Consider the following 24,273-nt stretch of genomic DNA (forward strand, 5'->3'; position numbering starts at 1 on the left):
AGCGCGCGGTGTCTGAAGCGCTGGGCTGCGCCCGCGTCGCCGTCGTCACAGAGGCGCAGTGGTCGGCCCCATAGGATACCTAAGACGGCTTAGCTTCCCAAAAGGCGCGAACTTCCATCGGACCTCCGGAAATTTTTCCGCGACCTGGCGCAGATTGCGCTTCGTCCTTGTCAAGGAGGCTGAGATGATTCCCGTCGTCCCAGGCGAACGAACCAGGGCAGAGCGGCGATAATAGCGGGATGGCCTTCGGGACCCGCACCGCGGTTCAACTAGGCGAGCTCGACGCGGATCGAGACGACGGGTTGTGGGTGACCCAGGAGGCGGAACCCTCGCTGATTTCGGAGGCGTGTATGGACATCGCAGGACTGGAAGAATTGCGGAAGGGTGTTGGCCTGGGACCTGCAGCCTTCGCGAAGGCGCTAACGGTGGCGGCCGGACATATGGTCACAAAGCCACTGCGCGAGATCGAGCCGCACGAAGTGGCATACATCCACGCCGCGTGCGCCGATATCGTCGACTTGGGAAGCGTCTTGAGGCGTTGCTCTGATGCCGTCCGACCGCCGCCTGTTCGACAGCTCGTCGATGACGCCGCCGCCCGCGCCGGAGATCGACGCCGTGACGTGCAACTTGGAGCCCGTGGCCGGCGACGTCCACATCACTGACGATGTCATCTTCGTCACCATGGGTGTCGATGTCGCGCGGGGCTACGACCCAAACATGCACCCGCCGGCGCCGGCGTGGCCGCCGCGGATCCCGCTCTATCAGCGCGAGGTTCTCGCTTCACTATCGATGGGCAAGAAGGTGAGATTCATCTGATGCAGCGCGCCGTCGAAGATCTCGATATCACGGAGGTAGTCCACGCGGTGCGGGACGCCGTGCGGCCGGCGGGCCTCTTCTCGTTCGTGAGGGACACTCTCCACCACCCGCGCAATCAGGTTGCGCGCGGCGACTGGGAGAAGCGCATGCCGAAGAAAAAGCGCAACAGGAGATCGAAGTGATGTCCGCGAAGCGCGACGACCGCATCGCCGCCCGCGAGGCCGCCTATCGCGGTCCGACGAATCCTTTCGATCCCGGATCCCGGCGCCACCGGCTGTTCGCGAAGGCGCGCCAGCACGTCGAGAACATGGACGCTGCGTTCAGGGATCTGGAGGCCGTCTACGGCACGATCGGACAGCGGAAGGAGAGCGTGTGATGGGGTTCTGGGCTATCAAGCACATCGGAGACCGCCAGTTCGACGACGCCAAGGCGTCAGACGACTGGGAAGCCTGCATGGTCGCCGAGCATTGGTGCGAGAGACTCTATGGGCCCGGCAAGCTTGGTGACGAGCCGAGCGATGTCGAGGTCAGATGGTGCGACCCTGGCAACGGTGTGCTGACTTACGGTTTACCCAAGCGCTATCGGGTCGCTGTCGAGATGGGACCCGAAGACGGTCTTCCATACTTCATCGGCGAGGAGATCGCGTGATGGAGGACCGCAGCGCATTCCGCGCTTGGGCCGTCTTGATCGACGCCGCAACGGATTGCGATGGCGTCGTAGGATCAGGAGCTAGTGATCTCGTCAAGGCGTACGTAAACGGGCTCATCACTCTCGACGAGTTGCACGATCAGGCGCCGGTTCACCTGAAATCCGGCCAGCACCCGTCGTCCTCATGACTCCCGGTCCTGATTTCGCAGCGTTCGTTCAGCAGCCGCTGACCGACGTCACGCCATAGAGCGTCGGCGCCCCAGCGTGCGATCAGGTCGCGTCGATACTCGCGGACGCCGCGCATGCAGCGCAGGCACGACACCGTCAATTCCTTCGCCTGGATCTCGCCGAGCGTCAGCCTGGCCGCCGGCCGGTCGGTCCCCGCTCGCGGATCCCGCAGGACCGCGTCCCACCAGGCGTCCTCGTCGTCGACGGAAACGCGGCGCCGCTGCGCCTCGGCCAGGCGGCGTGCCGTCTCCTCCGCCTTCTGTTGTTTCGCGGTTGGAAACCGCCACTCTGCACACCTTCTTCCGGCCATACGCTGGACTCCAATTGACCGTAGAACGAATAGAGAACAACATGGCTTCTCCGTCAATCAGGAATCCTTCGCCATGGCCGACCCCGTCGAGCAGCAACCCGTCGACGAGGCCGTCGAGCTGGAGGTCGCGGCCGCGCAGGCGATCGAGGCGTGCGGCGGCGACTTGATGCAGACGATCAAGGCGCTGATCGTCGCGAACGGGATGCTCGAGCAGGAGCTCGCCGACGTCTATGCCAAGGCCTCGCATGGATTCCTTCGCGGCCGGCGCGTGCCGAAGCGCAAGGACTAGCGGAAGCGCGGACGGGGCGCCCAGTCCGGGATCTCGACGATGAGGTCGGGTATGAATCCGGGATTGATGGCCCAGGCGTAACCGTGCGGGTTCGCGATGACCCTCGTCCCGCCGCCGTCGCTGCCGACGGTATAATCATAGCTGTCGTGAACGTGCCCATGCACCCATAGCGATGGCTTGTACTTCTCGATGATGGCGGACAGATCGCTGATGAACGAAGCGTTGATCGCGCCCTCGTCGGAGTAGCGTTCGTGCAGCGAATTCGGGTGAACCCCATGATGGGTGATCACCACGGTCGGTCCGTCATGCTCCTCGGCGAGCCGATCGGTCAGCCAGCGCCGTTCGGCGACATGGCGCTTGTAGGCTTCCAATGGCGTGAACGGCGCCGGGAATTCCGCGCCTGGCGTGGTCCTGATGGACTTGTGGTCGTTGATCCACCGGCCGGCGCGGATGCCCTCTGCCTGGCTTTCCGCTTCGAACCTGTAGTCTGTCCACAAAGTGCAGCCGAGGAAGCGGACGCCGTCGATAATCGGCACCGCGTCGGCATCGAGGAAGGTCACGTTGGTGGGGCGCGTCCGCTCGCGGATCGTGGCGGCGGCGTCCTCCAGGATGGAGCCGTAGTATTCGTGGTTGCCTGCGACGAACAGCACCGGTTTGCCCCACAGGCCGCGCTGGTTGGTCAGCCAGCTCGTCACGCGATGGGCATGATGCACGTCGCCGGCGAACACCGCGACGTCGAAGTCGAGGTTCTGCGGAACGGTGTAGCCGTGATCCCAGGCTTCGATGTGCAGGTCGGATGCGATGAACAGCTTCATGGCCGGACGATCGCGCCGGCGGCTGCAAGAGGCAACGCGATATGTTGGAGCGATTTGCCCCCAGTTCGCCCCCAGCGGCGCGAAGCGTCTTCTCGCGAAGGATCGCCAAGCGATTTACGTCAACGATATGAAAGGGAAGCTTGGTGGGCGCACCAGGGCTCGAACCTGGGACCCGCTGATTAAGAGTCAGCTGCTCTACCAACTGAGCTATGCGCCCGAAAGGCCGGTCAAAGCCTTGCGAGGCCGGTCGTTTAGCAAAGCGATCCGGGTCTGGCAAGCGATCGGACGCAAGTTTTCCAAGGTTCTTCCACAACGCCGGAAAAGCGAAAAGCCGCTGGATTCCAGCGGCTTCGCCAAGGTTAATTTCGGGGCTGATCCCCGCAAGAGCCCGCTTTGTTCAGAGCCGGCCCTCGCGGTCGCGGCCCTCCCCGCCGTCGCGGTCGAAACGCTCGTGATGGAAGTGCTCCATGCCGCGATCCATCATGCGGCCCATGCCGCGTTCCATGAAGTGGCGCGGGCCGTCCTCGCCGCCGCCGAACGGCCCGCGGTGGCGGGTCAGCACGGCGAGGCGCCGTTTCTGGCCGTCGTCCAGGGTCTTGTAGAGCGGGTCGGCGGCATCGGCGATCTTCTTCAGGGCCGCGGAGCTGGCGCCCATGTCCTCGGCGCGCTGACGCAGGCGGGCGATCGGATCTTCCGGCCTGTCGGCGTCCTTTGCAGCGTCCTTGCCGGCGTCGCCGGGACCATTCATCCGCGCATTGGCGCGATCGATGCGCAGCTTGGCGAAGTCGCGCACGGCGGCCTCGACCGGCGGCCACAGCTTCTCCTGATCGGCGTTGAGCTTCAGCCCGGCATGGACGGCGGCGATCCGCGCGTCGACGAAGGCGGCGCGGTCCTCCGGGTTCATGCGCATGTGGCGGACATGCTCCATCCACGGGCGATGATATTGGGCATAGACCGCGCCCGAGCCGGCAATGCTGAGCACGGCGATGGCGGCGATGGTGAACTTTCTCATGACGTACCTCCTCTGGAAGGATGTTCATGAAGATGGGCGCGGTGCGGCTGACACGCAACTTACAACTTGGACAGGGAGCGCGTCCTTACCAAGATGTAACGACCGATTTTACCTCCGGCCGCAAGCTGGAAATCATTCGCAACAAAAAGGCTTCCGTGCAGGCCGCACGGAAGCCTTCGTTCATCGCTCGGACGGATCGGTTCGCCGTGCCCTCAGTTGGTCGCGCTCTTAATTTGTGGCGCTCTCAATTTGTGGCGCTCTTGGCCTCTTTCAGGAATTCGTCGATCAGCGGCTGGCCGATGCGGCCCGCGGCGTCCTTGTAGACCGGCTCCATCGCCTTGCGCATCGCCTCGCTCTGCTCCGCCGTGAGCTTGATGATCTCGCTCTTGCCGCTCTTCTTGATCTCGGCGAGCGCATCGTCGTTCTCCTTCTGCGACTGCGCATTGCCGAAGTCGGTGGCTTCCTTCATCGCCATGGTGAGGGGATCGCGGATGTCCGCCGGCAGATCGTCCCAGAACTTCTTGTTCACGATCACGACGTAGCCGATGTAGCCGTGATTGGTCTCGGTGATGTACTTCTGCACCTCGTGCATCTTCTGGGTATAGATGTTCGACCAGGTGTTCTCCTGGCCGTCGACCACGCCGGTCTGCAGCGCCTGGTAAACTTCCGAGAACGCCATCACCTGCGGCAGCGAGCCGAGCGCCTTGAACTGGGCCTGCAGCACGCGCGAGGACTGGATGCGGAACTTGACGCCCTGGTAGTCGGCGGGCGTCACCAGCTTCTTGTTGGCGCTCATCTGCTTGAAGCCGTTGTCCCAATAGGCAAGGCCGGTGATGCCCTTGGCGTCCAGCAGCTTGAGCAGCCGCGTGCCGAGCGGCCCTTCCGTCACCTTCCGCAGCGTCTTCAGGTCGGGCAGGATGTAGGGCAGATCGAACACCTCGAACTCGCGGATGCCGAGCGGTCCGAACTTGGAGTTGGACGGTGCCAGCATCTGCACGCTGCCGAGCTGCAGCGCCTCGAGCTCTTCCTTGTCCTTGTACAGCGTCGAGTTCGGGTAGACCTCGACCTTGACCTTGCCGGCGGTGTACTTCTCGGCGAGTTCCTTGAACTTCTCCGCTGCCTTGCCCTTCGGCGTGTCAGTGGCGACGACGTGGCTGAATTTGATGACGATCGGCGATTGAGCCGACGCCGGCCCGGCCAGCCCGAGTGCCAATGCCGCGATGGACGCGGCGATCGCGAAGGTGCGCATGTTCTCTCCCTGTTATTATCTGGACCGCCCGGCGCGCGGGCGGCCAATCCTCATGCCGACAGAATCAATACAGGCCGTCGGGCTACGCTGCTATTGGCCGTTAGCAGGGCAGGCATCTCTCAGACTGTCATTCCGGGATGGTCCGAAGGACCAGACCCGGAATCTCGAGATTCCGGGTTCGATGCTTCGCATCGCCCCGGAATGACCAACTTCGTCCGTCAGCCCGCTGCCGCCGTCGTAACCGTATCGCGCTGGCGCTTCATGACGATCTTGTTGAGCGCGCCGAGATAGGCTTTTGCGGATGCCACCAGGGTATCCGGATCCGCCGCGCGTGCGGTCATCGAGCGGCCGTCCTGCGACAAACGTACCGACACTTCCGCCTGCGCGTCGGTGCCCTCGGTGACGGCGTGGACCTGGTACAGCTCGAGCTTGGCCTCGTGCGGCACCAGGCGCTTGATGCAGTTGAACACCGCGTCCACCGGACCGTTGCCCTCGGCTTCCTCGATCTTGATCTGGCCGTCGACGTCCAGCTTCATGGTCGCGCGCTGCGGGCCATGGGTGCCGGCGATCACGGTCAGCGAGGTCAGCTTGATGCGGTCGTGCGAGGCCGCCATCTCCTCGTCGACCAGCGCCTCGATGTCCTCGTCGTAGATGTCCTTCTTGCGGTCGGCCAGCGCCTTCATCCGCGTGAACGCGTCTTCCAGCTGGTTCGGACCGAGCCTGTAGCCCATCTCCTCCAGCTTGTGCACGAAGGCATGGCGGCCGGAATGCTTGCCGAGCACCAGCGAGGACTGCTTCAAGCCGACCATCTCGGGCCGCATGATCTCGTAGGTCGAGGCGTCCTTCAGCACACCGTCCTGATGGATGCCGCTCTCATGCGCGAACGCGTTCCGGCCGACGATGGCCTTGTTGTACTGGACCGGGAACGAGGTTGCCGCCGACACCACCTTCGAGGCGCGCGTCAGCTGGGTGGTGTCGATCTTGTTCCAGTAGGGGAATTTGTCGTTGCGCACGTTGATCGCCATCACGATCTCCTCGAGCGCAGCGTTGCCGGCGCGCTCGCCGATGCCGTTGATGGTGCACTCGACCTGGCGCGCGCCGCCGACGATGCCGGCCAGCGAGTTCGCGACCGCCATGCCGAGATCATTATGGCAGTGCACGGAGAACACTGCCTTGTCCGAGTTCGGCACGCGCTCGATCAGCGTCTTCATGAAGTGGGTGTATTCCTCCGGCACGGTGTAGCCGACGGTGTCGGGGATGTTCACCGTGGTGGCGCCGGCCTTGATCACGGCCTCGACGATGCGGCACAGGAAGTCCATCTCGCTGCGGGTGCCGTCCTCCGCCGACCATTCGACGTCGTCGATCTGGTTGCGGGCGCGCGCGACCATCGCGACCGAGGTCTCGAGCACTTCTTCCGGCGTCTTGTTCAACTTCACCCGCATGTGCAGCGGCGAGGTCGCGATCACGGTGTGCACGCGGCCGCGCTTGGCGAACTTCACCGCCTCGGCGCAGCGGTCGATGTCGGCCGGATGGGCGCGGGACAGGCCGGCGATGACGGAGTTCTTGGAGCGGCGGGCGATCTCGCTCACCGCTTCGAAGTCACCCTGCGAGGTGATCGGGAAGCCGGCTTCGATGACGTCCACACCCATATCGTCCAGCAACTCGGCGACCTCGATCTTTTCCTCGAAGGTCATGGTGGCGCCGGGGCACTGCTCGCCGTCGCGCAGCGTGGTGTCGAAAATGATGACGCGGTCCTTCTCGGACTTGTTCACGGTGGCCATTTCAAATTTCCTTTTGAGCTTTTGCGCCGTTCAGGCCGTCTTGGTCCCTGGCGCTTGAGGTGTCCGGTGATCTCGACCAACCCCTGAGCGCCCAGGCGCATGGCGCCCAGCCGGCCCTCAGGGGCAGCTAAGAAGAAGCCCGCCAATCAGGAGGGTGGGCAGCAGCGCAGCCGGGATCGTGGCGGCGGCCAGAGCCACCTCCCCCGAAATCCCCTCGATTTGGCCGCGAATCAGCATTGCCAGACCCTTTTGAGCCCACAAATTCTCGGTCAAAACCGTTGACGGTTGGTTGCCGGGAGGCTCAGTGGCCTGTTTCTAGACGAGAAATGGCCGCAACTGCAACGCCAAAAGATGGTCAAGAGGGCTGACTTGATTGCCACCCCTTCCCCCGCTTCGTGCCTGGACCCGCTGCAGGCGCGCAAGCGATGCGGCGCAGAGCCGAGACCCAAAGGCGGCAGGCAATCCGAAATCCCTCCGCGGAGGCAGTTCTGGCTTGCTTCGTTGCGCACGGGGACTACCCGCCCTGCTCGTCCCCTCTCGTGCCGACGCTGCCGCGTCCACCGTAAGCCCGGCTCGCGATCAAGACGAGTTCGAGATCGCCCTCTGGATGAGCCGGGATGGGCGACATATGCGCCATTTCCGAATTTCGGTAAAGTGGAATATTTCTGCGCGAGTGGACTTGCCCCTATCCCGCGCGGCGGGCGCGGGCTCTCGTCTCCCAGCGGCTCAGCATCTGGCCGAGCTCGCCGTTGACCACGGGCACTGCCGTGATGGCGCTGGCGATGTCGTTGGTGTTGGCGGGTGGGTTGGCGGGAAGCCAATCCGGTTCGCTATATTCCCGCCAGCGGCGAGCTTCGGCGCGCCGCTTGTTGGAGATGGTGTCACGCGTGAAATAGCCGGCCGCGAACGCGACCCCCAGCAATACGATCAATACGACGACGCCAGCCACTCTCAACTCCGTTCATTGCCCCCGCACGGTGTCTGCGTGGCAATCCGCGCGAAATCATGGCTTGAAGCGGGCCGAATGCGTGACATGCCGCGCTTTGCCGCAGGCAGATTTTTGCTCAAGCCGGCGGAACATTTTCGAGCCTTGCAAACGGCGCAAAGAGGACGCGAAGCGCGTCCGCGCCGAACGCATTCGAATATGACGGGATTGCGGCTCCGGCGCATCGTGCGCATCCAATTCCACCCTCGCAACCGGCGCTGGACCGCATTAACCTCCAGTTGCTCGGCCGGATCAACCGGCCAGCCGAACATGACTTGGGAGGACGCGATGACACGCCAGGAACAGCGTGAGCAGGAGCTTGCGCTTTCACGACGAACACTTGTCCGGGGGCTTGCGCTTGGCGCCGCCGCCACCATCGCTGGCCCTGCGCTGGCCCAGACCGGACCCGCCGCACCGCCGACCACCATCACGACCCCGCCGCGCGATTTCGGCCCGCACGGCGCGCCGACGACTTATTTCTGGGACCCCGACATCATCGCGGTCGATCCGTCCTTCAACGATCTCGCGCAGCCCAACACCGCGATCAAGCGCCTCTACACCGGCGTGTTGTGGGCCGAGGGCCCGGCTTGGAGCGCGCAAGGCCGATATCTGCTCTGGAGCGACATTCCCAACAACCGGCAGATGCGCTGGAGCGAGGACGACGGCCGCGTCAGTGTATTTCGCACCCCGTCCAACAATTCCAACGGCAACTCCTTCGACTTCCAGGGCCGCCAGCTCTCCTGCGAGCATTTGACCCGCCGGGTGACGCGCTACGAGCATGACGGTACCGCCACGGTTCTCTGCGACAATTACAACGGCAAGAAACTGAATTCGCCGAACGACGTCGTCGCGCATCCCGACGGCAGCTACTGGTTCACCGATCCGCCCTATGGCGGCCAGCTCTACGAGGGCGAGCCGGATGCGGCGGGGGGCGCGAGCAATGCCGGCGGCAAGCTCAATCCGCGGATCGGACAGCCAGCCGGCTTCACACCGGGCAAGCGCGAGCTGCCGACCAATTGCTATCGCATCGATCCTTCCGGCCGCATCGACCTCGTCGTCACCGAGGAGCAGGTGCCCGATCCGAACGGCCTCTGCTTCTCGCCGGACTACAAGAAGCTCTACGTCGCCTCGACCGGCAAGGGACCGGGCGATACCGGACCCGGCGGCAAGGGCGAGATCTTCGTGTTCGACGTCGGCAGCGACAACAAGCTGTCGAACCTCAAGAAGTTCAGCGAATGCGTGGTCGACGGCGTGAAGTGCGGGCCGGACGGCGTGCGCTGCGACGTCAACGGCAATGTCTGGGCCTCCAGCAATGCCGGCCGCGCCGTCGGCTACAGCGGCGTGACGGTGTGGTCACCGGAGGGCAAGTTGCTCGGCCGCATCCGCCTGCCGGAGGTGTGCGGCAACATCACCTTCGGCGGCCCCAAGCGCAACCGGCTGTTCATGGCCGCAAGCCAGTCGCTTTACGCGGTGTTCACGGCAACGCAGGGCGCGGGGCCCGGCTGAGGGCGAGCCAGCTATCGTCGGGTGGGCAATGGCGCAAAGCGCCGTGCCCACCATCTCCCTTCGTCTCAAAGGGATCGTGGGCACGCTTCCGCCTTCGCTTTTCGAGCTGCAGCGGACAAGTCGTTTTGCCCACTCCGCGCGACACCGGGTTTCATGACAGCCTGACGACGCGCGCGCGCCGATGACGTTCCCCGGCCGCAATCAAGCTGCACCGCGGGCCAATCTCCGCCATCAAAGCAAAGATGATGTGTGACGCGGCAGGGCCGCAGTGCGGCGCGCGGGCATGATGCTCGCCGCGCTCCGCGCCGGATATGAACTGGGGAGCCTTCGCGATGCGCCATATGCCAAACGACACGATCATCACCAACGTGGGAAGCCAGGAGCTCGTGCTCGTATACGGCGATCCCGGTCTGCCGATCGACGGCCGCGGCGGCAACGACACCATGATCGCAACAGTCGATGGCGGGCCCAGCACCCTGCTGCTGGTCGGCGACGATGAGGATCTGCAAGGACGGTCGCACGGCGGCAACGACCATTTCGTCGCTGATGTCGCAGGCTTCGGCGTCTATGTCACCGTCGATGGCGACGCGCGGACGATGTCCGGCCATGCCCATGGCGGCAATGACGTTCTCAACGTCGACGCCACAGATACGATCTATACGACCACCTCTCTGTTCGGCGACGCCGAGATGGCGATGAGCGGAGACGCGCGCGGAGGCAATGATTTCATCACAGGCACGATGGGAGACAGGGCGTACGGGACGTTCGTCGGCGATGCGGGCACGACCATGAACGACGAGACCCGAGGCGGCAACGACATCATCAACGTCACCCAGGCCGGCGTCTATGGCGCCGCATCGATCTTCGGCGATGCGCTCGACATGCTGGGCGAGGCACGTGGCGGCAACGATATTCTCGTCTACACGGTTGGCACCGAAGCGCGATCCGGGGGTGCGTTCATGGCCGGGGACGCGGACTACATGAGCGGCAACGCCCGCGGCGGCGACGACGTGCTGATCGCAGCCGTCGACGGCAATCCCGATTCGACGTCGATCACCATGTTCGGTGATGCCTCGAACATGTCAGGCAACGCGCATGGCGGCAACGACATCCTCGTGGGCAGCGCGCGCGGCGACTGGCTGTATGGCGATGCCAACACCTACGCCCCGGCCGTGGGCAGCTCGATCACGGGCGGCCGCGACCTCCTCAACGGCGGCGGCGGCGATGATCAGCTCTGGGGCGGGCCGAACAACGATCTGTTCGTGTTCAACGCAGGCTCGGGCCAGGACGTGATCAACGATTTCGATCAGGGCAACAAGGCCGCCGGCAGCACCGCGCGGGAGCATGATGTGATCGACGTCCACGCTTACGGCTTTGCAGGCTGGGCCGATCTGAAGAGCCTGATCAGCGACGACAGCGCCGGCAATGCGGTGATTCACCTGACGGCCAGCGACACGATCACGCTGGACGGCGTCCATGCCGCCGATCTCAACGCCAGGGACTTCATCGTCTGAGGGGCGGCTTGCTGGCCGCCGAACGCCTCTTGCAAGGTCCCGCCCTGCCACCGCAGGGCGATCGCCTTTGGCAGCGAGCTCGGCCGCGACCATCCTTCGAGACGCCCGCCGTTGGCGGGCGCTCAGGCTGAGGATCGCCTGCGCGGCATCCGTTTCGACAAGCGCTCATGCTGTTTAGCCTTGCAGGCGCGCTGGCATCAAAGGACCCATCCTGCGATCCTGCCGTTGTTCCCCACGGGGGCCGAAGGAGGCGAGATGGACGATCGACCAAGACAATCCGACAGCCTGCTGCAGGACGACGGCTTCGTCCGGGTCCGCGGCGCGCGCGAGCACAACCTGAAGAACGTCGACGTCCGCATTCCCCGCAACGCCCTCGTCGTGTTCACGGGCGTATCGGGCTCCGGCAAATCCTCACTCGCCTTTGGAACGATCTACGCCGAGGCGCAGCGGCGCTATCTGGAATCGGTGTCGCCCTATGCGCGGCGCCTGTTCCACCAGATGCAGATCCCTGAGGTCGACGACATCGAGGGCCTGCCGCCTGCGGTCGCGCTGCAGCAGCAGCGGGGGGCGCCGACGACGCGGTCATCGGTCGGCAGCGTCACCACCATCTCGAACCTGCTCCGGATGCTCTATTCCCGCGCCGGCGACTACCCGCGCGGACAAGCGATGCTCTATGCGGAATCGTTCTCGCCGAACACGCCGGAGGGCGCCTGCCCGACCTGCCACGGCATCGGCCGGATGCTCGACGTGACCGAGAAGTCGATGGTGCCCGACGACACCAAGACCATCCGCGAGCGTGCCGTCGCGGCCTGGCCGAGCGCCTGGCAGGGGCAGAACCTGCGCGACATCCTGACGACGCTCGGCTACGACGTCGACAAGCCCTGGCGCGAGCTGCCCAAGAAGGACCGCGACTGGATCCTGTTCACCGAGGAGCAGCCGACCGTTCCTGTTTATGCCGGCTACGATGCCGCCGAGGTCAGGCGCGCCCTGCGCCGCAAGGAAGAGCCGAGCTATCAGGGCACCTTCACCGGCGCGAAGCGCTACGTGATGCAGACCTATGCCAAGTCCGAGAGCGCGATGATGAAGCGCCGCGTCGCGCAATTCATGATCACCCAGGACTGCCCGACCTGCCATGGCTCGCGGCTGAAGCCCGAGGCACTCAAGGTGAAATTCGCCGGGCTCGACATCGCCGAGATGTCGCATTTGCCGCTCAAGCAGCTGCACGAGTTGATCAGGCCGTTCGCAAAGGCCTCGGCGGACAAGTCGGAGAAGATCGTCGTCGCAAGGCGCATCTGCGAGGATCTGACGGCGCGCCTCGCCGTGCTGCTCGACCTCGGCCTCGGCTATCTCGCCTGCGAACGCAGCACGCCGACGCTGTCGCCCGGTGAATTGCAGCGCCTGCGCCTGGCGACGCAGGTCCGCTCCAATTTGTTCGGCGTCGTCTACGTGCTCGACGAGCCGTCCGCCGGCCTGCATCCCGCCGACACCGAGGCGCTGCTGCGGGCGCTGGACCGGCTGAAGCGCGCGGGCAATTCGATCTTCGTGGTCGAGCACGAGATCGAGGTGATCAGGCATGCCGACTGGCTGGTGGATGTCGGTCCCGACGCCGGCGACGGCGGCGGACTCATCCTCTATAGCGGGCCGCCGGCTGGGCTCGGCGACATCGCACAATCGCGAACGGCCCATTATCTCTCGCGACCAAGAAAGCCGCTGCCGGCTGATCGCCGCGAGCCGAAGGGGCACCTGAAGATCAGGGGCGTCGTCCGCAACAATCTTCGCGGCCTCGACGTCGACATTCCGCTCGGCGTCATCACCGGCGTCACCGGCGTATCGGGCTCCGGCAAGTCGAGCCTGATCAGCCAGTTCCTGGTCGACACCGTGGCCGCGCATCTCGGCCATACGCTCGCCGCTGACGACGACGACAGCCTGGCCCCGACGGTCGAGACCCTCGGTGGCAAGATCGTTGGCGGCCTCGACCAGGTGAGCCGCCTCGTCGTCGTGGATCAGAAGCCGATCGGCCGCACGCCGCGCTCCAACCTTGCGACCTATACCGGGCTGTTCGACCATGTGCGAAAACTGTTCGCGGCGACGCCGCAGGCAAGGTCGCGCCGCTACGATGCCGGGCGCTTTTCGTTCAATGTCGCGAAAGGCCGCTGTGCAACCTGCGAGGGTGAGGGGTTCGTCTGCGTCGAGCTGCTGTTCCTGCCGAGCGTCTATGCGCCCTGCCCGACCTGCAAGGGCGCGCGTTACAACGACAAGACGCTGGAGGTGAAGATCCGCGGCAAGTCCATCGCGGACGTGCTGGCGATGCGCGTCGACGAGGCCTTCGTCTTCTTCGAGGGCGATGCCACGCTGAACCGTTCCCTGTCGGTTGTCCGCGAGGTCGGCCTCGGCTATATCCGGCTCGGCCAGTCCGCCACCGAATTGTCCGGCGGCGAAGCCCAGCGCATCAAGCTCGCGACCGAGCTGATGCGGCCGCAGCGCGGGCCCACGCTCTATGTGCTGGACGAGCCCACCACCGGCCTGCACCCGCGCGATGTCGAACGGCTGATTGCCCAGCTCGAGCGGATCGTCGACGCCGGCAGTAGCGTGATCGTGATCGAGCATGACATGGACGTCGTCGCGCACAGCGACTGGATCATCGATCTCGGCCCCGGCGCCGGCGACGAGGGCGGCCGCATCGTCGCGGCGGGGACGCCCGAGCAAGTCGCCAAGGCCGGCGGCAAGACGGCGCGTTATCTGGCCAGCCGTCTCAGGCAGTGACCACGCGGCGTTGGCCGCCGGGCCATCTCGCCGTCATTTCGCAAGTGCGTTCCAGGACGCCGCGGACAGACCTCGACTTTCGCCATGTTGACTTTCTTCGATCCGGTTCCCCATACTTCGCGGAACAATAACAACCAAACACAAGACGGTTTTGAGGGAGGATAGGATGCCGACTTCACGCAGGCAGCTGCTGAAGGGTACGGCGGCTGCCGCCGCCACACTCAGCCTCGATTGGACCAGGGCCCAGGCGCAGGCCGAGAATTTGCGCATCGGCCTGATCTACGACCTCACCGGGCCGTTCGCGGCCGGCGGCTCGGTCGCCTCCTCGGTCGGCGCGCAGATCGCGATCGACCTCGTCAACGAAAAGGGCGGCATCGGCGGCAAGACCAAGATCGTGCCCGTTGCGGCGGATTCCCAGAGCAAGGCCGACGTCGCCATCAACGAGGCCGAGCGGCTGATCAGCCAGGAAAAGATCGACATCATCAACGGCGTCTATTCCAGCGCGCACGCGGTGCCGATGGCGGCCAAGGTCGAGCAGCAGAAGAAGATCCTCTGGATCACGACCGCGGTCTCGACCGCCGTGTTCAAGGACAAGAACCTGCAATACGTGTTCCGCGCGCAGATTCATTCCGACCAGTACGGCCAGGCCTTTGCCGGCTTCCTCGCCGAGCACGCGCAAGCCAAGCTCGGCATGGATCCCAAAGAGGTCAAGGTCGCGCTGATCCACGAGGATGGGCCCTACGGCGTCGGCGTCGCCGCCGCCGACGAGGCCTATGCCAAGCAGGCCGGCATCCAGGTCGTGCTGCGCGAGGGCTATTCGGCCTCGGCGCCCGACCTGTCGGTGCTGGTGACGAAGATCAAGCGCGCCAAGGCCGACGTGATCTCGCATGCCGGCTACAACCCCGACATCACCCTGTTCCTGCGCCAGGCACGCGAGAGCGGATTGCGCTTCAAGATGCTGTTCGGCGCCGGCGCGGGCTACAGCCAGCTCGACAAGCTGCGCGCCACCTTTGGCGCCGACATCGACAATTTCTGCAACATCGATCCGGTGCCGGCGCAATTGCTCGATCCGTCCAAACTCGCGCCGGGCATGGGCGATCTGATCAAGACCATGGTCTCGCGCTACCAGGCCAAGACCGGCGCCACCGACGTGCCGCCGCATTGCTCGATGGGCTTCAACCAGACCTGGGTGCTGCTCAACAACGTGCTGCCGGTCGCCAAGGAGAAGTACGGCAGCTTCGAGCCCGAGGCCATTCGCAAAGCCGCCCTCGACGTCGACATTCCCGCCGGCGGCACCATCCAGGGCTACGGCGTGAAATTCTTCCCGCCGGGCACCCCGCTCTCCGGCCAGAACGAGCGCTCGACCCCGGTGGTGATGCAGAATGCCGGCGAGCACATCTCGGTGGTGTGGCCGACCAACATCCGCACACAAGACCCAGTGTTTCCGCTGCCAAAGGGATCGACCTACGGGACGTAGTATTGAACGCGCTGAAATCGATAGCGAGCATAGGCGCCGTCTTCCCCTCTCCCTTGTGGGAGAGGGTGGCTCGCCGCGAAGCGGCGAGACGGGTGAGGGGTCTCTCTCCACGCGTGAACCTCTCGCCGTCTGAATTCTCGGATAGATACCCCTCATCCGGCGCTTCGCGCCACCTTCTCCCACAAGGGGAGAAGGGATAGCAGCGTGCCTGTGGTCTCTTCAGCGGCCCTACAACACCACCCGCCGTCCCTCCTCCGCCGCCCAATACCCAGCGTAATTTACCTTGATCGTTTCGTAGGCCAGCGCGAGGTCCGACAGCGGCTGCCGGCCCGTCGCCACGCATTCCATGAAATCCTGGATCTCCTGCAGATAGCCGCGCGTCCATTCCTCCTCGAGGCAGACATATTGCCAGCCGGTTTTGCGATCGACCTTTTCGGTGATGTAGACGCTGGCGAGCTTCTCCTCGCTGGTCTGGTAGCTCATCAGATGATTGTTGGGGGTGATGTTGGCGAACAGCGAGCCGCCGCTGGTGTAGGTCTCGATCAGGTTGCGCACGCCGCCCATGATCATGTCGCCGGAAAACACGGTCGCCTTGGTGCCGTCGGAGAAGGTGGTGGTGAGCGTGCCCCAGTCTTCGACATCGACGGGATTGGCCTTGATGTAGCCGCGCTCCTCGGGCTTGAGAGACGCGGTGACGTTGCCGACGTCGCCGGTGACGCTGGCGACGCGAATGGTCTCGCCGCGCGCCTTGGCCTCGACCTGCTTGAGATAGAGCACGGCCGAGAGCGGATGGCAGCCCATGCGGATCAGCGAGCCGCCGCCGGTCATCGCCCATTGCGCGGCATGGGCCGCGTGCGAGCCGGAATGACTTTCCTCGCCCTTCATGAACAGGATCTTGTCTTTCGTCGCCCTGATGATCTCCGCCGTCTTGGTCACCGCGGGCGCGTAGACCCAGTCCTCGGCGTACATGAAGAGTTTTCCGGTGCGCTCGATCGCGGCGCGGGTCTTGTCCATTTCCTCGATCACGCGCTGGTACATCAGGGCCTTCGGCACGTGCTTGCCGATCGGCTGCGCGTCGCCGTCGCGGCCGAAATAGCCGGCGAACGGCTTTTCGCAGATCACATGCTTGCCGGCCTGCATGGCACCGACGATCATTTCGGCATGAAGATTGGGCGGGGTGCAGATGTCGACGACGTCGATCTCGCCGTCGGCGATCAGCTCTGCAAAGCTGCGATAGACGCGCGGGATATTGTGGTGCTGCGCGAACGGGATGACTTTCTCGCCACGCGCGGCGACCGCCGCGACCTCGACGTCCACGCCATAGACCCGCCGGAACGCATACATGTGCAGCTCCGACACGAAGCCGCAGCCGACGAGTCCCACCTTGATTCCTGCCATCGTGCTCCCCAATGCTTTGGGCAGCACTATAGCGTGCGGTCCGGCCTATTCCACGGAGACTCGCACCACGCCGGCGCTCATCATGCCGAGTGCGCGGGCGGCGGGCACCGAGAGATCGACGATACGGCCGCGGATGAACGGGCCGCGATCGTTGACACGGCATTGGATCGAGCGGCTGCCATAGGACACCCTGAGCACGCTGCCGAACGGGCGCGTGCGGTGGGCGCAGGTGAGTTCGCCGCCTTTACCGGCTTTTCCATAGCCGTAGTAAGAGGCAAGCCCGCTTTCGGCGCGGGCAACGGAAACGACTGAAAATGAAAACATGGCTAGGCAAAACAATAGCGTCGGCTGCGCTCGCACGGCACCGCTCCCGGTTGGCCCGCCCGGCACTGCAAACGACGATTTGTTCCCTGGAGTTCCAAACCTGCGGCGCGCAACGTGCGGCCGTGCCATCACACATTGTTACTTCCGCGAAAGAGCAGTCCACGCCGGCCGGCTCCATCGCAACGCGATTGTGCGCGCAAACACGGAACGCGTTTGCGCGCGGATCATGCTCAAAGCCAGAGCCCGAGGGCTCACCAATAGCGGCGATAATAGTGACGGTGATAAACCCGGTACGGGCGGTAGCCGTAGCCATAGCCGTAATACGGACGATACGGCCGATAATATCGCGGATAGACCGGGGCGTAACCGTAGCCGCCGTAATAGGCCGGCGCATAACCATAGCCGTAGCCCGGATAGCCATAGCCGCCGTAATAAGGACCGCCGTAATAGCCATAACCGCCGCTGGCGATGGCGCCGCCGATGATCGCGCCGGCGGCGAGACCGCCAAGGCCCCAGCCCCAGCCGCCGCCGCGCCAATGCACCTGCGTGACGTCATTGCTGGCTGCGGCCTTCATGGTCGCGACGTTGGTCGGCAGCGGGGCCGCCGCCGCCTGCTGAATTTCGCCGGCGACGACCGCGCCGGCCAGCGCACAGGCAATTGCCGTTCTCCAGATCCTCATCGTCTTACTCCCTGTCTGACTTTGCTTGGAAAAGGATCGCAACGCCATGATCGGGCATCCTTGCGCCAAGTCAAAGTCCGGATTCAAAACCCGGATTTGCGTGCGGCGCACAAGTCCCGCGCATGGCGCGCTGCTGGATAGCCAAGTCGAAAGCATTAAGCTTCCCGCGTTCGCAACCAACAACCTACTTCCCGATTTACTATGCGTACCGTTACTATCGGTTCCAGTGGGCGCGGGACCGCGGGGCTTCTGGCGACAAAAAGCCTCGAATGCCAGAGTTTGGGAGGATGACATGAGTGCCGTCGGTAGTGAACCGCTCGCCCGTCAGGCGTTGGCGTTCGTCCTGGCGGGCGGACGCGGCAGCCGGCTCCTGGAGCTGACTGACCGGCGCGCCAAGCCGGCCGTCTATTTCGGCGGCAAGTCCCGGATCATCGATTTCGCGCTGTCGAACGCCGTCAATTCGGGCATCCGCCGGATCGCGGTCGCGACCCAGTACAAGGCGCACAGCCTGATCCGACACCTTCAGATGGGCTGGAACTTCTTCCGCCCCGAGCGCAACGAGAGCTTCGACATCCTCCCCGCCAGCCAGCGCGTCTCCGAGAACATGTGGTATGTCGGCACGGCAGATGCGGTCTACCAGAATATCGACATCATCGAATCCCACGCCTGCCGCTTCATCGTCGTGCTGGCTGGCGACCATATCTACAAGATGGATTACGAGGTGATGCTGCGCCAGCATGTCGAGAGCGGTGCCGACGTCACGGTCGGCTGCCTCGAGATGCCGCGCGCGGAATCCAGTGGCTTCGGCATCATGCATATCGACGAGAACGGCTGGATCCAGGAGTTCCTGGAGAAGCCGAAAGATCCACCGCCGATGCCCGGCAAGCCGGACGTCTCGCTCGCCAGCATGGGCATCTACGTCTTCAACGCCAGATTCCTGTTCGACCAGCTCAGGCGCGATGCCGAGGATCCGAACTCCAACCACGATTTCGGCAAGGATATCATTCCCTATCTCGTCAAGAACGGCCGCGCGATCGCGCACCAGTTCTCGACCTCCTGCGTCCGCTCCAGCCGCAACAACACCGCCTACTGGCGCGACGTCGGCACCGTCGACGCCTACTGGTCCGCCAACATCGATCTCACCGACGTGGTGCCGGAGCTCGATCTGTTCGACCGCGCCTGGCCGATCTGGTCCTATTCGGAAATCACGCCGCCGGCCAAATTCGTCCATGACGAGGAAAGCCGGCGCGGCCAGGCCGTGAGCTCGCTGGTCTCAGGCGGCTGCATCATCTCGGGCGCCTCGCTGCGGCGCTCGCTGCTGTTCACCGGCGTGCGCATCAACTCCTACGCCAATGTCGAGAACGCGGTGATCATGCCCTATGTGAATGTCGGCCGCGGAGCGCGGCTGAAGAACGTCGTGATCGACCGCGGCGTCGAGATTCCCGAAGGGCTCGTCGTCGGCGAAGACCCCGAATTCGACGCGAAGCGATTCCGCACCACCGAACAGGGCATCTCGCTGATCACCCAGCCGATGATCGACGGGCTCAATAAATGACGCCTGTTCGCGTCCTCGCGGTCGCTTCTGAAGTCTATCCCATCGTCAAGACCGGCGGCCTCGCGGATGTCGCCGGCGCGCTGCCGATCGCGCTGAAGGCGCACGGCGTCGAGATGCGCACCTTGATGCCGGGCTATCCCGACGTGATGCGGCTGGTTTCCGGCGCGGCGGAGCTCCGGACCTGGCCCGATTATTTCGGCGGTCCCGGGCGGCTGCTTGCCGGCTCCCACGAGTGGCTCGATTTGTTCGTGCTCGACGTGCCGCATCTCTATGCGCGGCCCGGCAATCCCTACGTCACCTCCGAGGGCGTCGACTGGCCGGACAACGGCGTGCGCTTTGCGGCGCTGTCCCGTGTCGCCGCCGATATCGGTCACGGCCTCGTTCCGACGTTCGTTCCCGATGTCGTGCACGCCCATGACTGGCAGGCCGGGCTCGCACCCGCCTATCTGCATTATGACCATCGGCCGCGGCCCGCGACCGTGATGACCATCCACAACATGGCCTATCAGGGCAAGTTCGCGCCGGAGCTGATCGGGGCGATCGGCCTGCCCTGGGGCTCGTTCAACGTCAACGAGCTCGAATATTTCGGCGGCATCAGCTTCCTGAAAGCCGGCCTGCAATTCGCCGACCGCATCACCACGGTATCTCCGACCTATGCGCGGGAGATCCAGAGCGACGAAGGCGGCATGGGGTTCGGCGGCCTGTTGCGCGCACGCGCAAGCGTGCTCAGCGGCATCCTCAACGGCATCGACATCTCCGTGTGGAATCCGCAGGACGATCCGCACATCGCCTACCGCTACGGCGCGGAGGACCTCACGTTCCGGGCCGCGAACAAGGCGGTGCTGCAGCAGCAGTTCAACCTCGATTCCTCGGATGAGGCGCCGCTGCTCGGCGTCATCAGCCGGCTGTCGTGGCAGAAGGGTCTCGATCTCCTGCTCGAGGCGATTCCGACCATTTTGCGCGAAGGCATGCAGCTGGCGCTGCTCGGCAGCGGCGACCGTGATCTCCAGGACCGCTATCAGGCAGCCGCCCGCGCCAATCCCGGCCGGATCGGCGTCGTGATCGGCTATGACGAGATCTTGGCGCACCTGCTCCAGGCCGGATCGGACGCGCTGATCGTGCCTTCGCGCTTCGAGCCCTGCGGCCTGACCCAGCTCTGCGCGCTGCGCTATGGCGCCGTCCCGATCGTCTCACGCGTCGGCGGGCTCGAGGACACCATCCTCGATATCGGCGAGGCCGACGCCTCCGGCCGCGATGCCACCGGTTTCAAGTTCGCACCCGTGACGGCGGAGGCCCTCGCCGGCAGCTTGCGCAAGGCCAACACCGCCTTCCACGACAAGCCGATCTGGCGCCGGCTGCAGCGAAACGGCCTTGCGACCGACGTCTCCTGGCGTGGCCGCGCTGGCGAATATGCCGCGCTGTATCGTGATCTCATGACTTCCCGCGCCTGAAGCATGACCGTCCTCGAATCCATGTTATAGAGCCGGCATGGACCCCTTCGTCATCAAGCTGATCGGCTTTGCCGCCGCTACCTGCACCACCGTGGCCTACGCGCCGCAAGCCATCAAGGTGTGGAAGACCCGCTCCACCGGAGACATCTCGCTCGGCATGTTCCTGGTCATGGTGCTGGGCCTGGTGCTCTGGCTGATCTACGGCCTGCTCTCCGGCGACGCCCCGCTCGTCGCCGCCAACGCCATCACCATCGTGCTCGCCGGATGCATTCTGGTGATGAAGCTGCGATACGGGTGAATGTCCCTCTCCCCTTGTGTGCGAGGGTGGCTCGCCGCGTAGCGGCGAGACGGGTGAGGGGTCTCTCTCCGCACATGAACCTCTCGCATTTGAGTTCGCTGAAGCAACCCCTCATCCGGCGCTTCGCGCCACCTTCTCCCACAAGGGGAGAAGGAGGAATCAATCATCCAAACACATAGGACGCCATCGCGACGCTCGCGACTTCGTCGACGAAGACGCGCCGGCCGACGTCGCGGCCGGCGGCGCCAGCGGCCACCATCAGCGGCAGCAGATGGTCTTCGCGCGGATGCGCCAGGCGCGCGCTGGGTGCATTCTCCCAATCCACCAGCATCGCGTTGCGGCGGGCCGGATCCGGATTGCTGATCGCCTCGTTCAGATAGGCCTCGAAATCGTAGGAGACGGGCTTGGACTCCGGCCGGTTGAAGCCGCGCATGTTGTGATAGGTCAGCCCGCTGCCGATGATCAGGATGCCTTCGTCGCGCAGCGATGCGATCGCCTCGCCGACCTTGACGTGCTCGGCCGGATCGTAAGCCGACTTCAGCGAAAGCAGCACGATCGGCATGTCGGCATCGGGATACATCAGCCCGAGCGGCACGAAGGTGCCGTGATCGAAACCCTGATTGGGATCTTCGCGGCAATCGAGACCCGCGTGCGTCAGCAGCGCCTTCACTTGCGCGGCAAGCTCCGGCCTGCCCGGCGCCGGATATTTGATGTGGTAGGTATGCTCGGGGAAACCGTAATAATCGTACACCATCGGCGGATGCGCCGAGGTCGATACGGTGAAGGCGTCGGCCTCCCAATGGCCGGTGATGACGAGCACGGCCTTTGGCCGCGCGGGAAGCAGTTGCGGCAGCCGGCCGAACTCCTGGGCGGTCTTGGCATATTGCACCCGCCTGTCCTCCATGAACGGCCAGGGGCCGCCACCATGCGACAGAAACAGGGTCGGAATTCGCGTCATGGGGCTCGTCTCAATGGCAACAGGCGCGTGCCAGTGCCCGCGCGACCGGCGGCGAGCATAGGCAAACCGGCATGGTTAGCAAGCCGTTAACGATTTGCCGCCCAAAATCCTGATGTGGCCGAAGCAGTCGGCCTGAAGACAAGTGAGACGTGAGATGAAGAAGTTTGCGCTGGGGGACGTCGTCAACAGTGACAAGGGCCGCCGCGGCATCGTGCGCGCCGCCTTCAAGTCGCGGGACGGCCAGCAGTTCTACGCCGTCGAGAAGGACGGCGCGATGGACTATCTCGAGGAAGACCGGCTCACGCCGGCTCCCCGCGTCGAGCTCGCGGCTTAAAGCCCACTCCATTCTATGGCGCTAGCGCGCGAGCCGGTCGAGACGCTCCGCGAATGGATCGTCGCCGCTCGCGATGCGATCGTTCGTGATCAGCAGCAGGCGATCGCGGCCCGCCGCAGCGTCCCAATGCGGCAGATCGAGGCCGTTGGGATCGCCGCTCCTGGCGAAGTTGATCCAATAGGATCGCATGCGCCTCGCAACCTCGCGATCACCGCGCGAGAAGATGCCCGCCCCGGGTACGCCTTCCGCACCGAAGATGAATTGCAGCTCCCGCCCGTGCCCGCCCTCGGGACTGGCGCGCCGGGCTTCCGGCACATAGGCGAAGCGATAGCGAAAGGTTGCCGTGCCGCTTGCGGCATGCAGGCGGGTCAGCAGTCTTGCCGGCTCGGAAAAGACCTTGTCGGTATAGAACCTTGCCGCAAGGTCTGAGGACCTGACGATCTCGGGATAGAGCTTGCGCAGCTCATCGCTCGGGATACCTGACGCTGCAACCTCCTCCTTGGTATCGAACTCGCTGTCGAAGCCGGTCTCGTCGTCGTTGGAGCCGATGATCAGGGGAATGCGGCTTTGATGTCCGGCCGCAAAGCCGGCTGCAATGTCCTCGGTCACCAGGCTTCCATCCCTCATCGGCGCGAAGCTGCGCCGCGACGTCTCCAAGAGACGATTTTGAGAGGCCAGCAGGCGACGCGGCTCTGCGGCGCGCACATCCGCCTGCGGTCCCAGCGCCGCCACGAACTGCCGGCCGATCGCCTCCGCATCCTGCACCGAGCGCAGCCGCGCGCGCGCGGGGAGTGATTGCAGGATGGCTTTCTGGAACAGACCACGCGCTTGCGCGGACAGCATCAGAAGCGCGATCGACGTCGCGCCTGCGTCGCTGCCGAACAAGGTGACGTTATTAGGATCGCCGCCGAAGGCCGCGATGTTGTCGCGAACCCAATGCAGCACCGCGATCTGGTCCATCAGGCCATAGTTGCCGGAGCCGCCTTCCGACAGCGCGGGATCTGCCAACCAGCCGAGTGCGCCGAGGCGATAATTGGCGGTCACGACGATGAGGCCGGCCTGCGCCAGCCTCGCCCCATCGAACAGATGCTCATTGGCCGTGCCGCCGACAAAGCCGCCGCCATGAATGAACATCATCACCGGCAGCGGACCGTCGACCCCGAAGGGACGGAACACGTTCAGCGTGAGACAATCCTCGCTCGCATCACGCAGCGCCGGTTGAAGGCACGGCGCGCCATAAGCGTAGGCGGTGTGCATCTCCGAGCTTTCGGGTGTCGGCTGCGGCGGACGCCAGCGCAGCGCGCCGACCGGCGGGGCCGCATAGGACAGTCCTTTGAACGATGCCACTTCGCCTTCGACGGCGCCGAGCATCTGTCCTTCACGCGTCAGTGCGAACGGAAACTGTCCGACCGGCTGAGCCACGGCCGAGCCGGCGAGCAAAAGAAATGCGGAAGCCGCAATGAGCGCAAGCAGGGATCGCATCTCGGGATCTCGATGCGCGGACAGGTTCCCGTGAGGTTATGTCCGCGGCGCGCCAGGAGGCAAGCCTCGCGGCGGCTCACTGATCGCGTTTTGCGAGAATCTCCGCCAGCGCGTGCCGCGCGACGATGCCGAGCTCACCGAGCGTGGCGTGGCCGGCCTGCGCGGCCTCGATCAGGCGCTCGGCGATGAACCTGCGACTGTCGTGATCGCCGCCATGCGGCAATTGCCGGCATGTCTCCTCCAGGACGACGTCCATGTTCGCTTTGGTCCGCTCACTCAACTCTGGCATGACGCTCGGTCGCTACGCGTGGCTTGTAACCGCAAGCATACACAGGCGGATCGGGCATGATTATCCGGGTAATCACGGCCATTGTGCATCGCGATGCGTGTAGCGCCGCGA

The 24,273-nt window shown here is 64.6% G+C and carries 25 protein-coding genes and 1 tRNA gene; 13 read left to right on the forward strand and 13 right to left on the reverse strand.

Annotated elements, in window-relative coordinates; all coding sequences use genetic code 11:
* The first annotated feature begins 546 nt into the window (after window positions 1-546).
* From AC0WRY_RS26870 to AC0WRY_RS26885, 4 genes are read left to right on the forward strand one after another with little or no spacing between them, the layout of a single operon-like run.
* Entirely contained in the window at window positions 547-816 is a 270-nt protein-coding gene (locus tag AC0WRY_RS26870; RefSeq protein ID WP_194403783.1) for a hypothetical protein, read from the forward strand.
* On the forward strand, window positions 816-998 hold the full coding sequence (locus AC0WRY_RS26875; RefSeq protein WP_194403784.1) for a hypothetical protein: 183 nt from the start codon (window positions 816-818) through the stop codon (window positions 996-998). Before AC0WRY_RS26870 ends, AC0WRY_RS26875 begins: the two co-directional genes overlap by 1 nt.
* Window positions 998-1,192, forward strand: a complete 195-nt coding sequence (locus AC0WRY_RS26880; RefSeq protein ID WP_194403785.1) for a hypothetical protein — start codon at window positions 998-1,000, stop codon at window positions 1,190-1,192. Before AC0WRY_RS26875 ends, AC0WRY_RS26880 begins: the two co-directional genes overlap by 1 nt.
* Window positions 1,192-1,464, forward strand: a complete 273-nt coding sequence (locus AC0WRY_RS26885; protein WP_194403786.1) for a hypothetical protein — start codon at window positions 1,192-1,194, stop codon at window positions 1,462-1,464. Before AC0WRY_RS26880 ends, AC0WRY_RS26885 begins: the two co-directional genes overlap by 1 nt.
* Before the next feature lie 151 nt (window positions 1,465-1,615).
* On the opposite strand, the gene AC0WRY_RS26890 is transcribed toward AC0WRY_RS26885, so the two are convergent.
* The gene (locus tag AC0WRY_RS26890) at window positions 1,616-2,002 is read right to left on the reverse strand and encodes a hypothetical protein (protein ID WP_194403787.1); all 387 of its coding nucleotides are present in this window, start codon (window positions 2,000-2,002) and stop codon (window positions 1,616-1,618) included.
* Window positions 2,003-2,075: 73 nt separating this feature from the next.
* Here AC0WRY_RS26890 and AC0WRY_RS26895 point away from each other — a divergent pair, with 73 nt between their 5' ends.
* The gene (locus tag AC0WRY_RS26895) at window positions 2,076-2,291 is read left to right on the forward strand and encodes a hypothetical protein (RefSeq protein ID WP_194403788.1); all 216 of its coding nucleotides are present in this window, start codon (window positions 2,076-2,078) and stop codon (window positions 2,289-2,291) included.
* On the opposite strand, the gene AC0WRY_RS26900 is transcribed toward AC0WRY_RS26895, so the two are convergent.
* From AC0WRY_RS26900 to AC0WRY_RS26925, 6 genes are all read right to left on the reverse strand, one after another.
* Entirely contained in the window at window positions 2,288-3,106 is an 819-nt protein-coding gene (locus tag AC0WRY_RS26900; protein WP_194403789.1) for a metallophosphoesterase, read from the reverse strand. The two genes, AC0WRY_RS26895 and AC0WRY_RS26900, sit on opposite strands and share 4 nt — an antisense overlap.
* Before the next feature lie 141 nt (window positions 3,107-3,247).
* Window positions 3,248-3,323 (reverse strand) — tRNA-Lys (locus AC0WRY_RS26905).
* Window positions 3,324-3,503: 180 nt separating this feature from the next.
* Complete coding sequence (locus AC0WRY_RS26910) at window positions 3,504-4,118, reverse strand: Spy/CpxP family protein refolding chaperone (protein ID WP_194403790.1); 615 nt, start codon at window positions 4,116-4,118, stop codon at window positions 3,504-3,506.
* 244 nt (window positions 4,119-4,362) lie between these two features.
* Complete coding sequence (locus AC0WRY_RS26915; RefSeq protein WP_194403791.1) at window positions 4,363-5,367, reverse strand: TRAP transporter substrate-binding protein; 1,005 nt, start codon at window positions 5,365-5,367, stop codon at window positions 4,363-4,365.
* A 218-nt stretch (window positions 5,368-5,585) separates the two neighbouring features.
* Complete coding sequence (locus AC0WRY_RS26920; RefSeq protein WP_194403792.1) at window positions 5,586-7,148, reverse strand: 2-isopropylmalate synthase; 1,563 nt, start codon at window positions 7,146-7,148, stop codon at window positions 5,586-5,588.
* 685 nt (window positions 7,149-7,833) lie between these two features.
* Window positions 7,834-8,097: a hypothetical protein gene (locus AC0WRY_RS26925; RefSeq protein ID WP_194403793.1), complete on the reverse strand. Its 264-nt coding sequence runs from the start codon at window positions 8,095-8,097 to the stop codon at window positions 7,834-7,836.
* 324 nt (window positions 8,098-8,421) lie between these two features.
* Between AC0WRY_RS26925 and AC0WRY_RS26930 the strand changes: the two genes are divergently transcribed.
* From AC0WRY_RS26930 to AC0WRY_RS26945, 4 genes are all read left to right on the forward strand, one after another.
* Complete coding sequence (locus tag AC0WRY_RS26930) at window positions 8,422-9,639, forward strand: SMP-30/gluconolactonase/LRE family protein (RefSeq protein ID WP_194403794.1); 1,218 nt, start codon at window positions 8,422-8,424, stop codon at window positions 9,637-9,639.
* Window positions 9,640-9,971: 332 nt separating this feature from the next.
* Entirely contained in the window at window positions 9,972-11,153 is a 1,182-nt protein-coding gene (locus AC0WRY_RS26935; protein WP_194403795.1) for a calcium-binding protein, read from the forward strand.
* A 255-nt stretch (window positions 11,154-11,408) separates the two neighbouring features.
* Window positions 11,409-13,916, forward strand: coding sequence for an excinuclease ABC subunit UvrA (gene uvrA, locus AC0WRY_RS26940; RefSeq protein WP_194403796.1), 2,508 nt, complete (start codon window positions 11,409-11,411; stop codon window positions 13,914-13,916).
* 166 nt (window positions 13,917-14,082) lie between these two features.
* On the forward strand, window positions 14,083-15,393 hold the full coding sequence (locus AC0WRY_RS26945; protein WP_194403797.1) for an ABC transporter substrate-binding protein: 1,311 nt from the start codon (window positions 14,083-14,085) through the stop codon (window positions 15,391-15,393).
* A 228-nt stretch (window positions 15,394-15,621) separates the two neighbouring features.
* Here the strand turns inward: AC0WRY_RS26945 and AC0WRY_RS26950 are convergent, their stop codons facing one another.
* The 3 genes from AC0WRY_RS26950 to AC0WRY_RS26960 form a co-directional block, all read right to left on the reverse strand.
* Window positions 15,622-16,791 carry a Gfo/Idh/MocA family protein gene (locus tag AC0WRY_RS26950; RefSeq protein WP_491121688.1) on the reverse strand — a complete coding sequence of 390 codons (1,170 nt, stop codon included), beginning with the start codon at window positions 16,789-16,791 and terminating at the stop codon, window positions 15,622-15,624.
* A 45-nt stretch (window positions 16,792-16,836) separates the two neighbouring features.
* The gene (locus tag AC0WRY_RS26955) at window positions 16,837-17,151 is read right to left on the reverse strand and encodes a septal ring lytic transglycosylase RlpA family protein (RefSeq protein ID WP_194403799.1); all 315 of its coding nucleotides are present in this window, start codon (window positions 17,149-17,151) and stop codon (window positions 16,837-16,839) included.
* A 215-nt stretch (window positions 17,152-17,366) separates the two neighbouring features.
* Window positions 17,367-17,795, reverse strand: coding sequence for a hypothetical protein (locus tag AC0WRY_RS26960; protein ID WP_194403800.1), 429 nt, complete (start codon window positions 17,793-17,795; stop codon window positions 17,367-17,369).
* 292 nt (window positions 17,796-18,087) lie between these two features.
* On the opposite strand from AC0WRY_RS26960, the gene glgC reads away from it, so the two are divergent.
* The 3 genes from glgC to AC0WRY_RS26975 are packed head-to-tail and all read left to right on the forward strand — an operon-like array spanning window position 18,088 to window position 21,099.
* Entirely contained in the window at window positions 18,088-19,350 is a 1,263-nt protein-coding gene (glgC, locus tag AC0WRY_RS26965; RefSeq protein WP_194403801.1) for a glucose-1-phosphate adenylyltransferase, read from the forward strand.
* Entirely contained in the window at window positions 19,347-20,801 is a 1,455-nt protein-coding gene (gene glgA, locus AC0WRY_RS26970) for a glycogen synthase GlgA (protein ID WP_491121691.1), read from the forward strand. The genes glgC and glgA overlap by 4 nt, the downstream gene beginning before the upstream one ends.
* Window positions 20,802-20,838: 37 nt before the next feature.
* Window positions 20,839-21,099, forward strand: coding sequence for a SemiSWEET transporter (locus AC0WRY_RS26975; protein WP_194403803.1), 261 nt, complete (start codon window positions 20,839-20,841; stop codon window positions 21,097-21,099).
* Between the two features lie 163 nt (window positions 21,100-21,262).
* Here AC0WRY_RS26975 and AC0WRY_RS26980 read toward each other — a convergent pair whose 3' ends face one another.
* On the reverse strand, window positions 21,263-22,057 hold the full coding sequence (locus tag AC0WRY_RS26980; protein ID WP_194403804.1) for a DODA-type extradiol aromatic ring-opening family dioxygenase: 795 nt from the start codon (window positions 22,055-22,057) through the stop codon (window positions 21,263-21,265).
* Between the two features lie 154 nt (window positions 22,058-22,211).
* Between AC0WRY_RS26980 and AC0WRY_RS26985 the strand changes: the two genes are divergently transcribed.
* The gene (locus AC0WRY_RS26985) at window positions 22,212-22,391 is read left to right on the forward strand and encodes a hypothetical protein (RefSeq protein WP_194403805.1); all 180 of its coding nucleotides are present in this window, start codon (window positions 22,212-22,214) and stop codon (window positions 22,389-22,391) included.
* Window positions 22,392-22,412: 21 nt separating this feature from the next.
* Here AC0WRY_RS26985 and AC0WRY_RS26990 read toward each other — a convergent pair whose 3' ends face one another.
* Together AC0WRY_RS26990 and AC0WRY_RS26995 are read right to left on the reverse strand one after the other, a co-directional pair.
* Window positions 22,413-23,873: a carboxylesterase/lipase family protein gene (locus AC0WRY_RS26990; protein ID WP_194403806.1), complete on the reverse strand. Its 1,461-nt coding sequence runs from the start codon at window positions 23,871-23,873 to the stop codon at window positions 22,413-22,415.
* 76 nt (window positions 23,874-23,949) lie between these two features.
* Window positions 23,950-24,162, reverse strand: coding sequence for a hypothetical protein (locus tag AC0WRY_RS26995; protein ID WP_194403807.1), 213 nt, complete (start codon window positions 24,160-24,162; stop codon window positions 23,950-23,952).
* Window positions 24,163-24,273 lie beyond the last annotated feature (111 nt).

The organism is Bradyrhizobium sp. T-12, assembly GCF_058314695.1.